This window comes from Desulfomicrobium apsheronum, assembly GCF_900114115.1.
Lineage (GTDB): Bacteria > Desulfobacterota > Desulfovibrionia > Desulfovibrionales > Desulfomicrobiaceae > Desulfomicrobium > Desulfomicrobium apsheronum.
This window is the reverse complement of record NZ_FORX01000011.1, coordinates 61,327-75,126: the sequence shown is the minus strand read 5'-3', so window position 1 is coordinate 75,126 and position 13,800 is coordinate 61,327. Positions and strand designations below refer to the sequence as shown.

The window sequence follows — 13,800 nt, the reverse complement described above, 5'->3', positions numbered from 1 at the left end:
GGCAACGTCACATGATCGACTTCAGATAACTCTGTAGATTGATCTTTACATTGGCCAGTCCAAGCTTCTTGCGGATGTTCTCCCGGTGGGCCTCCACGGTCCGGGGGGAAATGTTCATGACCTTGGCGATCTCTTTGGACGAAGCGTCCATCCGGATCAATTCCGCCACCCGCAACTCCTTGCCCGTCAGCAGCACCATGAGCGGCATCCCAGGCACCGGAACCGAAACTCCGGGCATCGCGTCGTCATCAGACAAGGCACGTCTCGCCTCCGCCGAGCCCTGCAGCGATTCCTGGTGCATGAGGCTCTCGGTCCTGAACTTGGACAATGCGTCCGTGAGCGTCTGGCGGAGCACATCCGTGGGACATGGCTTGGTATGGAAACGAAAGACCTCTCCCCTGTTGACCGCGGCGACCGCGGTTTCCACATCGGCATATCCGGTCAGCATGACTCTCACCGTTTGCTGGGACACCTCTCTCACTCTCGCTAAAAAGTCGATTCCGCTCATTCCCGGCATTTTCAGGTCGGAAACCACGACGGCGTACGGCCCGCTCGATCGCAAATCCTGAAGGCCCTGTTCGGGCCCATGGGCCGTTCGCACATGGAAATAATTGGCCAGCAAGGCCCGCATCCCCTCGAGAATATGCGGATCGTCGTCAACTATGAGTATCTTGTCTGTCACAAAAAGGCCTCCAAGCGTTCTGACAAATATATAACTATCTAAATATATTTATCAAATATCAAATTTTGAATGAATCAAACAAACGACATCACATGCTGAAAAATTCTCATTTCAAGATTCGCCTGCAAAAAGTTGCAATCCCCTCGAAGGAGGAATCACCGCATAATGCCTTCATCCTCTTGGAGAAGGAAACACCGCACAATGCCGTCATCCCCTTTGAAGAAAGAAGCACCGCAAAAAGCCTTCATCCCCTTGAAAAAGGGGATCCATGCCTTTCTAACCGCATAAAAAAAAATTTCGCGCCGTTGCCCGACATGACCCGTCTACCCATGCTGGGCACATGTTCGCAGGAATGACTTCCAGGGTCGATCGCAACCTTTTTACCGTGTCGCATACCCAAACCGACCACGCGGTTACGAGTATGAAACTCAGCTCATCCGCTCTTTTTCCTTTTTTTCATTTCCAACTATATTGTACCTGCATGCAGATACAATTATGCAACTTTTTTTGAACTGATAATAAGAGTTACCACAACTAAAAGTATGTACTACAAGCCTTTTCCCCTAAATTATTCGGAAATCTCATGTCATACAAATTATATTTTCCGCGAAAAACAAAAAAATTATTCTTGCATTTTACGTAAAATATTGCTCATGCACCAGCGAACTGCAAATACTGAGTGATCACAGACCACTTCGATTTTAAACAATCAAGTACAGCAACTCATGTTCATCTCCCTGGCAGGGGCATCGGGAAGGTCTGACAAGGCGCGACTGAAAGTTTCTTCACCGAATAATACGCAGCACAGACACCAGAGAGTTTTCTCCTCTCGCTCTGCCCTGAAAATGACACATTCTAAAAAATTATGTCACAAAATGATTTGAGCTCTTGAATCTGTGCGCGGCAGTTACCATGATTTACGAATTTCACCAGAGCAGGATAGAGTATTCCGTAGTTTTTACGTAAAAATAATCATCGTTTTCTAGTGATTATGCGGTAATAAGGCAATCAATGATGAACTGAACATCTGTCCATGCCCACGTGACATCACCGCATGGACGTGATGGTGGCACACCGCCGAAGTCGGCAAATGTGACGAAGACCTGCTCAGCAGCACAACTCCTTGAATACATTGAACGGTCGGTTTGAATGAAAGCAAAGATTCTGTTTATCGACGATCATAAGAACATTCTGGAAAGCCTCAGGTTGAGTTTGCGCTCCATGCAAAATGAGTGGGACATGAGTTTCGCGCCCAGCGGTGCCGAAGGACTCGACATGTTCGACAGGATCTGGCCCGATGTAGTGGTCACGGACATGCGCATGCCCAACATGGACGGCACCCACGTCCTTAGAAACATCCAGAAGCGCAAACCAGATGTCGACAAGATCATCCTCTCGGGATACTCGGACAAGGAAACAGTCATCAAAAACATCCAGTTGGCCAACGAGTACTTGAGCAAACCCTGCAAGACCCAGGACCTCATTGCCGCGATCCGCAACACGTTGCGTACCAACGACATCATCCTGAGCGCCGAAATCAAGAACATCATCGCCGAAATTGAAACGATACCAAGCAGCTCTGCCGTGTATGAGAGCCTCATAAGGGAACTGGAGAACGACAACGCCACTTCCAGAACCATCAGCAAGATCATCTCTCAGGACGTTGCCCTGGCCGCAAGCATCATCCGCATCATCAACTGTACTTTTTTTAATTTTCCGAAACAGGTCAAGGACATCGAGCATGCGGTCCGGATGCTCGGACCCCAGACCCTGCTCAACATCATCAAATCTTCGCATCTCTTCGATAAATTGAAGGAATTCGACAACTCCGAAATATCCATCAAGATGCTCTGGGAGCACAGCCTCCGCGTGGCGCGCCTCGCTAAACTCATCGCAGCCAATTCCAATCTGCCCGAGACGAGCTGCAACGACTGCGTCATCGCCTCCATGTTCCACGACATAGGAAAGTTCATCTTTGCTTCAAAGATGAAGCATCAATTTTCGGAAGTGATATCCATGGTCCAAAAGGAAAACTGCACCATCGACGTCGCCGAAAGATGCATTATGGGGGCTTCCCACGCCGAAGTCGGTGCCTACCTTCTGGCCCGTTGGGGCTTCAGCCATGACCAGATCACCATCCTGCGCTCCCATCACGACGAAAGTGTGATGGAGTCACAGGCCGTCACCCCTCAGATGGTCCTCTACGTCGCGGACAGCCTGGACCACGAACTCGTTCATATCCAGAACCGATTCAAACGACACACCCTGGCTTTCACGGGCAACGTCCCTGAACAGCATCAACAGATGATAACTGACTGGCGCACATTGTGTCAGAACAATATCCAAGGAGTATTGCAATGAACAGACGCGTCCTGCTTGTTGACGATGAAAAGCGACTTCTTGAAGCCTTCTCTAAATGCTACAAGGATGAATTTGAAATATCCATCGCTTCAAATCCGCAAACAGCCTTAGGAAAGTTGCGCCTCGAAAAGCCGTATGCTGTAATTGTTTCCGATATGCGCATGGATGAAATGAATGGAATTGACTTTCTTAAATACGCTAAAAAAATTACTCCTGAATCAATACGAATTTTGATGACAGGATATGCAGACTTGAAAACATCACTATATGCTTTTAATAACGACATTATATACAGGCTAATAGAAAAGCCTTGCAAAAAAAATGATTTACTTGCAAGTCTCAACGACGCTTGCAAAATATATAATGCATCTATTAATGAGAAAGATATATCTACAATCGTATCCATGATAGAGAATAAAACATACAAAAAAATGAGAGACAACGTCGATCTCATAAATATTGTCGAAACAATAAAATTTCGACATAAAGAACGAATAGAAAGCAAGAAATTGCAGCTAACAACAGAATTCAACGATCTTCAAAACGGCGTTATTTTCGATTTTTTTCTACTCTGTGACTCCATTTTATTTACCATCGTCATCGACACCGCACTCCGCGAAGCCGTTGAGAATGCGGAAAAATACTCCCAAATAAAACTGAACGTCACTATGGACAAGGAAATACACATCAAAATCACAGGCGTATTCCCGTCGTCCAATCTCGAAGACGAATTCATGTGCGAGGGAAGCTCTTTGGAAAACCTCAAGATGACAAGATGGCTGTCATCCCATTCGATACGTCTCATCCTTGGCGAACTGGGAGGAAGCGTCTACGAGGAACGAACTTACAAGCAGTTCGCGTGCGAAATGACTTCCGTCAACATCAAGCTCCCGGTTCTCTAGGACCGCATAACCGCGCTGGCGGAACAAAATCGACGATGGAAAAGTCACCGGACCATGCTGCCGCAAGCGTCTTGCTCGTTGATGACGAGGACAAGGCGCTAAAGGCCCTCAAATGCAATTTGCACGACTCGTTCTCCATTACGACCACCACGGATCCAAGCGAAGCCCTGGACAAAATCCAGGGCGGATCCAATTTTGCAGTCATCGTCTCCGACTTCAAGATGCCGGGCATGGACGGCATAACTTTTCTATCACGGGTCCGGGACATGGCGCCGGGCACTGTGCGCATCCTGCTCACGGGCCAGGCCAACACCGACATGGCCACCAGGGCCGTGAACCAGGGCCAGATCTTCCGCTTCCTGCAGAAGCCCTGCACCCTGAAGGACCTGACCGAAGCCATCAAGGCGGGGATACGGCTGCATTTCAAAACCGCAGCCGAGCGGGAGGTGCTCCAGAGCACTCTGCGCGGCACGATCCGCGTGCTCTCCGAGGCACTGGGCCTGGCAAATCCTCAGGCCTTCGAACGTGCAGAGCGGGTCCGTAAAATCGTCGTGCGCATGGCTAAACTGCTATGCGTTTTGGCTCCGCTGGAACTGGAATTGGCAACCATGCTCTCCCATCTGGGCTGCCTGGGCCTTCGCAGCGAAATCATCGAAAAGATCAACAAGGGAAAAAGCCTCAACCCGGAAGAAACGGCTCTCTTTCATGACCATCCCCGCATCGGTGCCATGCTCATCGAAAGAATACCCAGGCTCGATACGGTGGCACGGATCATTGCCATGCAACACGCGCCGCCCTCGGCGTCCATGACTCTCGAGGCGCGAATCCTGAACATGACCATGCAGTATGACAGAAGCAGATGCGCTGGGCATCTTCCATGTGACATTTTCAGGGCATTGCATGAGGCCGAGCCTCCACATCCTCCGGAATTCGTGGACGCCCTCAAGGGCGCTGTCTACTCCGGGCCGGAGTACAGTCGCAAAACCATGTCCATACGGCAATTGAAGCCATCCATGATCCTGGATAGGCACGTCGAGACCCTGGATGGACTGCTCCTTCTGGCCAAGGGTGCGGAATTGAGCGAATCGACCATCTTACGGCTCATTGAAATCGCCAAAAATCAATCCATTATTGAACCGGTCCATGTTCTTGCACTGCGAGAATAATCCGGAGGCAGAAAACTTGCGATTGCTCAGAAACGTTTTGTTTCAATGCAGGCAATAAGCAATTTCGTTGCCCAAAAAACGTCATCTCCTTGAAAAAAGGGATGGCGACATAAAACCTTTATCCACAGCAGCCCCGATCGATACGATCGACCGAATGCAGCGATCCCCAGGCAAGGCCTTATTCCAAGGCGAAGTCCTGGAAGGCTAACCACAATGACCTGTACAACGCTTTTTGTTGATGACGACCAGGCCGTCCTTGATTCCATAAGAACAAATCTTCATTCAAAATTTTCCATCGTCACGGCGACGGATCCGCGCGAAATCATCCCGGCACTGGAGGCAGGCAAAAGATTCGCCGTTGTCGTCTCCGACTTTAAGATGCCGGGCATGGACGGCATCACTTTTCTGTCGCGCGTCAAGGATCTCGATCCCGACTCCGCAAGAATCATGCTGACCGGTCATGCCGATATCAAAGCCGCCAGTAAAGCAGTCAACGAGGGCAACCTCCTGCGCTTTCTGATCAAACCCTGCTCCCTGCAGGATATCACCAATTCAGTCTACGCCGGTTTGGAGCACCACAAAATTGCCACCTCGGAACGCGAGTTGCGACAGCGAATGGAAATGGTCATCCACGGCACCGCATCGGGCACCTGGGACATGAATGTGCAAAAAGGGGAGATGTCGGTCAACGAAACCTGGCAGGGTCTGCTCGGCCACACTGACCACAAACCATCGCGGATCAAATTACATCAAGCACAACGAATGATGCACCCCGAAGAACGCAGGATCTTTTCGAATGCACTTCGAAGTCATCTCCATGGCCTGACACCGCATTTCACTTGCGACGTACGATTGAGGCACAGGAGCGACGCATGGCGCTGGATGCGCATCTGCGGCAAAATCACCGGCAGGGACGAAGCTGGCAAGCCACTGCGCATGTCCGGCATCATGACGGACATCCACGAAGATAAACTTACCAAGCAAGCTTTGACCGATCAAATATCTTTCCTGGACGAAATGATAGATGCGTTTCCGTACCCGGTCTTCGTCAAATCCGCAGACGCGAAATTCGCCTCGGTAAATTGTGCATACGAACGCTTCTTCGGAGTACGCCGTGCAGAAATCGTCGGCAAGGCAGCCAGTGACCTCGGACACCTCCCAAAAGCGCCCAATGTCGATTTCAAGACCGAGTACCAAAGGATTGTCCGCGAGTTTGGAGCGTCACATCACGAGGTGACCTTCTCCGCCCCCGACGGACAGACGCGCCACTGCCTGCATTGGAGCCATGCGTTCCGTCACGAGGAAACCGGCGTACAAGGACTTGTCGGAACCATTGTCGACATCTCCGAGCAGAAACTGGTTGAGCGCGAACTGGCCGAAAAAAACCGAAAATTGGCCGACAGCGAGGCCAAACTCAAACAACTGAGCCTGACCGATGAACTGACAGGCCTTGGAAACAGGCGCTTCTTCAAGGGCCGAATCCGCGAAGCCCTGTCGCTGTCCATGCGCCACGGTCATCCTTTGAGCCTCATGATGGCCGATCTGGACCACTTCAAATTCGTCAACGACGTCTTCGGTCACAACGCGGGAGACCTGGTTCTTCAGGGCTTCGCCAAAATCCTGCGCACCATCTGCCGCAAGGAGGACACGCCCTGCCGCTCGGGCGGCGAAGAATTCATGATCATCCTGCCCATGACGAGTGTTCAGGAAGCCGAGATGCTGGGCAGCCGCATCTGCCATGCCATGCGGGAAAACGATTTTCTCGGCAATGGAGCGCCAGTCACTGTCAGCATCGGAGTCACACAGTACGAACGCAACGAATCCTATCAAACGTTCTTGGAGCGTGTCGATCAAAGCCTCTACCGTGCCAAGAAACAAGGGCGGGACCGTGTCTGCAGCTGATGCACTCCAGTGCTGCAGCGCTATTAACAGGAGCCTGTATCGTTCCGGGATCACGCGCCATCTCGCGCACCGAAGTTTTCAGATGCGCGAGATCATTGTCGAGACATTTCCGGCCGTCATCTCGCCTTTGCATGCCGTAAAACCATAACGCTCCCGCAGATGAGAGTCATCCTTGAACCATAAGAAACTGCTCGAACTCAACCTGAGCCCGCGATTGAGGCGCAAAGCGCATGCCGCTGCTGTCGTGGCGCTCATCGTGACGACCATCTGCGCAATCTTGTGGCGCATCCTGGTCACTGAAGAAGAAAGAAGAACTCTCGCCCATGACAACTTTGTCCACGATACGCATTTTGCCGCCAACACGATCAGCTCCAACTTGTTCGCAAGCCAGCATAAATTGGCCATTCTGGCACTTGGCAGTCAAATCCGCGACTACCTTGGCGAGGGTCCCGCGACAGTTGCGGCGTCTGGCATGGTCAGGGCAGGCTCCGAGGTAAAAACGCTCTTTTCGGATGTCCTTGATGCTGGCGGCGATGGCTATAAAAGGCTCATTGACGCCTTGGCAATGAAAGACCGGAACGGCAACATAGTCGTACAGAAAATTACGCGCCATGAGGATAATCGTGGCGCATTTCAATCCGCCGCCTGGACTACTCCAGGCTGTCCCTGCGAAGAACGGCCAAAAACAATATTTCTGGTCGATGACAAATCTGCAGCGCCTTTTTTTGTCATTTCGCAACCCGTTGAACTGAATCGACAAAGAATCGGGACCCTCCTGGCGAGGGTTCCGATTCAAAACATACAGTCCAAACTTTCGAGCGTGGAAAATACTGCCAGACAGCGCATCCACGTCATCGTAGACAAAGAAAAACTCGTCTCATGCAAGTGCGGCACCATGACCCCTCTTTTGGAGCCGCTGAAAAGTGTCCACCCTACCCCCACCGTCATCCCAACCCCGCAATCCCTTGGCGCCGTCCCTGCCGACTGGTCGGAAAAATGCCTGGCCATGAAAATAAATATCCCCGACACCTCATTTTCACTACTTTCCCTGACGCCAATACCTGAACCTCTCCGCGCTGCGGAGCTTTTTTCCGCCCTGGCCGTGGCGTTCATCGGCACCATGCTCCTTGGAGCCTTCTCCCTCCTGACGCGCGGCCAGACTGAGCGCATGTTGCTCAAAGTGCGCCTGGATGAACAGCGGCAGGCGTCGGAAAAGATCCACAAGCACATTGATGATTTCAATGTCCTCTTCAATTCCCTCCCCGGACTCGCCTGGCGCAAAGATAACAAAGGCCGGTATATCATGGCGAATTCAGCCACCTGCCAATTTTTCGGTCTTTCGCACGAAGAGCTTATGGGCAAAACCTCCTGGGATCTCTTCCCTACAAAAATGGCCGAATTTCTAGAGGAAGGTGAACGCCCCCTCTTTGAGGGTGAGCGCAGGGCCGTGGAGAGGGAAGTGCAACTCGGCGAGGGCGATGGGCGTAAATTCTTTGTCAGACGCATGGTGTCGGTCATGGGTCTTGATGGAAGTGTCGAAGGAATCATCGGTCTGACCATGGAGATTACCCAGACCAAGCGCGCCGAGGAGTTGGCCATGAAAACGGCCGCGTTTCAAACTGCCATTCTTGAACTCGCCATCAACTTCGTCAGCAGGGAGATAGACGACCTCGAGCAGGGCATCGAAGGTGCCCTGGGCCTTGTCGCCAGCTACTGTGAAATGGATCGAGCCTGCTTTTTCCGTTACGACTATTGCATGGAAACCCTGTCGCTCACTCACGAATGGCGCACCCCGAGCACACCCTCTATAAAGGGCAGGCTGCAGAGCACACCCACCAGCCTGATACCTGGCCTTGTCGAAGCGCATCGCGCCCGTAAAAATTTCAGCATTCCCAGCGTCGAAGCCTTGCCCCGAAACGCTCCAGTGCAAAGAGTCTTTGGGAGGCTTGGGACCAAATCACTCATTGCAGTGCCTCTTTACAATACCAAGGCGTGCTTTGGGTTCATAGGTTTGGCGTCCATCACTCGGGAAAAGGCCTGGAGCGAAAGTGAACTCAAACTGCTTGTGATCTTCGCCGAACTACTGACCAACGCGAAGCTCAGAAGCTTGCATGAAGAGAGGCTCATAGCGGCCCGGAATGCGGCCCTGGAATCATACGACCTCATTGAAATACGCATCAAACAGCGGACCCATGAGTTGGCCAGCGCCAATCAGAAGCTGCAATCCGAGATCACCTGGAGGATGCAGCTCATCAGGGATCTGGAGACAATACAGAACTCGATCTCGGCCATTCTTATCGCCGTTGACGAGAGGAACCAGGTCACGAGATGGAACAGCGCCGCGGAGAAGGCCTTTGGCCTGAACAGCCCTGAAACCGTCGGCAAGACCTTCTACGACCTGACCCTGACCTGGGATTGGAACATTGTCCGCACCAGCGTCGTGGAATGCCTCTCGACCCAGAAATCCTACCGCGCCGCAAACGTCGGGTACGTCAACGCCGACGGTCGAGACTCCTTGCTCATGCTCACTGTCAGCCCCCTTCAGGACAATCTGCGTGAGCAGGCGGGCTATATCATTCTGGGCGAGGATATCACTGAAATCAAAACTCTTGAGGCGCAACTTTCCCAAACGGCGAAAATGGAGGCAGTCGGACAGTTGGCGGCAGGCATAGCTCACGAAATCAATACTCCTACGCAATACGTAAGCGACTCGACGACTTTCCTGCGCGAAGTCTTCCATGACCTGTCGACTTTGTTCGTCACGGTCGAAGGATTGTGCGCGTCGGAAAGCTCCTTTTCCCCGAAGGCTGTCCAGCAGCTCAAGGACGTATTGCGAGACATCGATCTCACGTTTATCCAGCGGGAACTCCCGGCCACGTTCAGCAGAATTGAAACCGGAATCGACAAAATCTCTTCCATCGTTAAGGCCATGAATCGATTTGCCTATTGCGGCATCGATGAAAAGAAGATGACCGACATCAACGAACTTCTTGAAAACGCACTGATCATCTCCCAGAACGAATGGAAGTATGTAGCTAAACTAAGCAAGGATTTCGAAAACGACCTAAACTGTGTCATGTGCAGTCCGGGTGATCTCAGCCAGGTTTTTTTGAATGTCATCATCAACGCAGCGCATGCCATAGAGGAGAAGGTGCGGGACACCATGGAAACAGGAACCATCACCGTCTCGACACGCAACGCGGAAGGTTGCGTTGAAATCCGAATCGCGGATACGGGTGTAGGCGTACCCGAGCACCTTCAGGACAAAATCTTCAATCTTTTCTTCACAACGAAAACAATCGGCAAGGGTACCGGCCAAGGGCTCGCCATTGCTTACGACACCATAGTGAACAAACATAACGGCAGGATTCTCTTCGAATCAAGACCGGGAACAGGTTCAAGCTTCCTCATTCGGATTCCTACAAACGCCAGTTTGCTCTGAACCACGAAAAGCATGGACACGCTATGAAAAAAAGAATCCTCTTCGTGGACGACATCAAGAATGTCCTGAACAGTCTTCGCCTCAGCTTGCGCGAGATGCGCGACGAATGGGACATGGTTTTCGCCTTGGGAGGCGAGGAGGCCGTAAACATGCTGAAGATCTCGCGATTCGACCTGCTCGTCACCGACATGCGCATGCCGGGCATCGACGGAGCACAATTGCTTGCCTTGGCCAATCGCGAACATCCGTCAATGGGCAGGATCGTCCTGTCTGGCTATGCCGAGCAAAATTGCGTACTGCAAAACATTTCCCTGGCGCATCAGTATCTGAGCAAGCCCTGCACCACCCAGGAGCTTGTAACAACGATCAGCAACGCCTTGAACCTGGACGACTCCTTTGAAAACACGAAAATCAAGGATGTCATATCGAGCATGGAAAGCTTGCCGGCTCTCCCGGCTATCTACAGAGAACTGACGCTGGCCCTGGATGACAGCGACAGCTCCTGGAGACAAATCTGCGAAATAATCAACAAGGACATGGTACTTTCGGCCACGGTGCTGCGGGTCACAAACTGCGCTTTTTTCGGTCTGGGGGGTAAAGTCACGGGACTCGACCACGCTGTGAAGCTACTGGGCACACAGACCTTGCGCACCCTGGTATATTCAACACATCTCTTCTCAATTTTTGACCAGAAGACCATGCCGGTTTTTTCCGTATCGAAGCTTTGGAATCACTGTCTAAGGGTTTCCGTATTTGCCAAGCTCATTGCCACTGAAGAAAACCTGCCAACCAGATCTCGTGATGACTGCGTCATCGCAGGAATGCTTCATGACATTGGAAAAGTGGTACTTTCAGTCATCATTCCTGAAGATTTCAAAATAATCATCGACATGGTCCACGAAGAAAATTGTACAGTTTATGAAGCGGAAAAAAATTTTCTGAACGTTACGCACGCAGAAGTTGGAGCTTATATCATGAATTTATGGGGATTTAAAAAATCGCAAATAGATGCTGTAAAATCGCATCACTTTTCTGAATCAAATAATGATGAATCAAATTCAATAAAAAAAATATTATATGCTGCAAATATAATAGATCATGAAATCGTACATATAAGCCAATATATCAATCAAAAAAAAATTAAACATGCCAATGAAGAAATTAAAACATGCATACCTAATTATGAATATTGGAGAGAAAAATGTTTCGAAAAAATAACAAATGAAAAATTAGATGAAAGAAAATCTTTTCTCTATAAATAATTTTTTTACATTAAAATTATATATAAAAAAGGAATTTTAAAATTCCAAGTCAACACCAGCAAAACACAGCACAAACATCCGCCTGCGAGAACACTCACCGCATTAATACCGTATTCTAACCCCTGTCTCGCCACCAAATTTTGAAGTATTGTCTACGCATAAATGTAGAATTTTCTGGCTACTTGGACGGCAATCCAAAAAACTGCCAGTCTCTCAAAACCGGGCCCCCCTTCTTTTAAACAACTGAAAATAATGGATTTCAAACACTGTAACACATGATTCGCCGACCCATGCCGTGAACACTTTCGCGAGGATGACACTCAGGATATTTCTCGACTTTTTTGCAGTGCAGTCATGCATGACGAATTATTCCAAACCGGAGATGATAATGCCCCTCCCCCTTGTACACCTTGTGCCAACCATATTCCGGCAACATTCGCCATCAAAAACGATATACTGTTACACATTCCAGTTCTCAACGCACAAAACATCAATACACCAAGATCACTCCATACCTTCAAAATCATCCATCTCTCCCAGCCTCAATTTTCTTAGAAAATTAATAAATACATTCTGGACAAAAAAGCTTCACAACCTGTGAACCACATGAGATTGGCATGAGTAAATCAAATCATAAAGAACACGGCAACATTCATATGGATCAACTTCAACAGAAGAAAGCTGACTTGATGTACAGACAGGAAGAACCCATCAGACGAGAACAATGTGTCCTTTTCGTCGATGACGAGATATCTGTGCTTGAAGGTCTCAGGCTTGCATTGCACCAGGCCAAATTCCACAAACTATTCGCTGCGTCGGCGGCCGAGGGGTTGGAAATACTCTCTTCAACGCACGTTGACATCGTCGTTGCCGACGAACAGATGCCAACCATGACGGGTTCGGAATTTCTTTACAACGTCCACCGACTCTATCCTGGAATCATCCGCCTCGTCCTTTCGGGGCAAGCGAGCAAGGAAAGGGTCATCGAAGCCATCAACTCCGGCCAGATCCAACGATTCCTGACCAAACCCGTCGACAGCGAAACGCTCCTTGACGTCCTCAACCAATATCTGAGCCAAATCCGCCTGCACCAGACCAAGAGAGCTCTTCTGGTCCGGTCCGAAACCCTGGGCAGATGGGAGTGGGATATCCTCGACGGCACATTCACCTGGAATGCCGGATTCGAAAGGATCATGCATTTTGCCCCAAAATGTCCCAACAGAGATATCCACCAGTTCTTCGGCACCGTCTTCCCGGAGGACAGACAGGTGCTTGAAGACAGTATTCATAACTGCAAAAACACGGGCCAGTTCCAGGAATTTTCGCACCGGATATCCCTGCCAGACGGATCGGAGCGATGGATCACACAGGTTCTCGACGTCTTTCGGGACCAGGACAGAACCTGGAAAATGATCGGCATAATGCGCGACGATACCGACCACAAGGAAAAGGAGACTCTGCTGGCCGAGCGCATGTTCATCCTTGAACAGACCATGGAAAAAACAGTTGAAGCCCTGGCCCGCATGACCGAAATTCGCGACCCCTACACCGCCGGACACCAGGCGAGGGTCGCCCGGCTGTCAAGGGAGATCGGCAAAATTCTCGGCCTTGCCCCCGAACGCCTGCTGGGTCTTGAGATCGCGGCCAAATTGCACGATATCGGCAAGATATCCATCCCGTCACAGATCCTCACAAAACCAGGCAGATTGAGCGAACCAGAATTGGCCATGATCAGGCAGCATCCCCTGACTGGATTTCAGATCATCCACGACATTCCCTTTTGCTCACCTGTCTCAGATATCGTGCTCCAGCACCACGAACGCATCGACGGCAGCGGTTACCCCAATGGCCTCAAAAAAAATGAAATCATGCTTGAGGCCCGGATCATAGCAGTGGCGGACGTTTTCGAGGCCATGTCCTCCTTTCGGCCATACAGGACCGGGCTGGGCAGGGACGTCGCGCTGGGGGAGCTCATTTCCTACAAGGGCAAGACCTTTGACCCGGAAGTCGTAGAAGCATTTGAGGAATTGCTGTCGATGAACCCGGAAATTGTACAGGATAACGTGATTTGAATCGCTGTCAC

The 13,800-nt window shown here is 50.5% G+C and carries 10 protein-coding genes; 8 read left to right on the top strand and 2 right to left on the bottom strand.

Annotated elements, in window-relative coordinates; translation table 11 throughout:
- Positions 1-7: 7 nt before the first annotated feature.
- Positions 8-682 carry a response regulator gene (locus tag BMZ40_RS11410; protein WP_092375619.1) on the bottom strand — a complete coding sequence of 225 codons (675 nt, stop codon included), beginning with the start codon at positions 680-682 and terminating at the stop codon, positions 8-10.
- 92 nt (positions 683-774) lie between these two features.
- Between BMZ40_RS11410 and BMZ40_RS11405 the strand changes: the two genes are divergently transcribed.
- From BMZ40_RS11405 to BMZ40_RS11385, 5 genes are all read left to right on the top strand, one after another.
- On the top strand, positions 775-1,038 hold the full coding sequence (locus tag BMZ40_RS11405; RefSeq protein ID WP_092375616.1) for a hypothetical protein: 264 nt from the start codon (positions 775-777) through the stop codon (positions 1,036-1,038).
- 793 nt (positions 1,039-1,831) lie between these two features.
- On the top strand, positions 1,832-3,043 hold the full coding sequence (locus tag BMZ40_RS11400) for a response regulator (RefSeq protein ID WP_092375613.1): 1,212 nt from the start codon (positions 1,832-1,834) through the stop codon (positions 3,041-3,043).
- The gene (locus BMZ40_RS11395; RefSeq protein ID WP_092375610.1) at positions 3,040-3,945 is read left to right on the top strand and encodes a response regulator; all 906 of its coding nucleotides are present in this window, start codon (positions 3,040-3,042) and stop codon (positions 3,943-3,945) included. Before BMZ40_RS11400 ends, BMZ40_RS11395 begins: the two co-directional genes overlap by 4 nt.
- A gap of 35 nt (positions 3,946-3,980) precedes the next feature.
- Positions 3,981-5,111: a response regulator gene (locus tag BMZ40_RS11390; RefSeq protein WP_177193131.1), complete on the top strand. Its 1,131-nt coding sequence runs from the start codon at positions 3,981-3,983 to the stop codon at positions 5,109-5,111.
- 213 nt (positions 5,112-5,324) lie between these two features.
- Entirely contained in the window at positions 5,325-7,013 is a 1,689-nt protein-coding gene (locus BMZ40_RS11385; protein WP_092375605.1) for a diguanylate cyclase, read from the top strand.
- Positions 7,014-7,179: 166 nt separating this feature from the next.
- On the opposite strand, the gene BMZ40_RS19595 is transcribed toward BMZ40_RS11385, so the two are convergent.
- Positions 7,180-7,773, bottom strand: a complete 594-nt coding sequence (locus tag BMZ40_RS19595; RefSeq protein ID WP_177193130.1) for a hypothetical protein — start codon at positions 7,771-7,773, stop codon at positions 7,180-7,182.
- A gap of 135 nt (positions 7,774-7,908) precedes the next feature.
- On the opposite strand from BMZ40_RS19595, the gene BMZ40_RS11380 reads away from it, so the two are divergent.
- The 3 genes from BMZ40_RS11380 to BMZ40_RS11370 all read left to right on the top strand — a co-directional run bounded on the left by BMZ40_RS11380 (position 7,909) and on the right by BMZ40_RS11370 (position 13,789).
- Positions 7,909-10,455, top strand: coding sequence for a PAS domain S-box protein (locus tag BMZ40_RS11380; RefSeq protein ID WP_177193129.1), 2,547 nt, complete (start codon positions 7,909-7,911; stop codon positions 10,453-10,455).
- A gap of 23 nt (positions 10,456-10,478) precedes the next feature.
- Complete coding sequence (locus tag BMZ40_RS11375; RefSeq protein WP_092375597.1) at positions 10,479-11,717, top strand: response regulator; 1,239 nt, start codon at positions 10,479-10,481, stop codon at positions 11,715-11,717.
- 689 nt (positions 11,718-12,406) lie between these two features.
- Positions 12,407-13,789, top strand: a complete 1,383-nt coding sequence (locus BMZ40_RS11370) for an HD domain-containing phosphohydrolase (protein ID WP_177193128.1) — start codon at positions 12,407-12,409, stop codon at positions 13,787-13,789.
- The last annotated feature ends 11 nt before the right edge of the window (positions 13,790-13,800 follow it).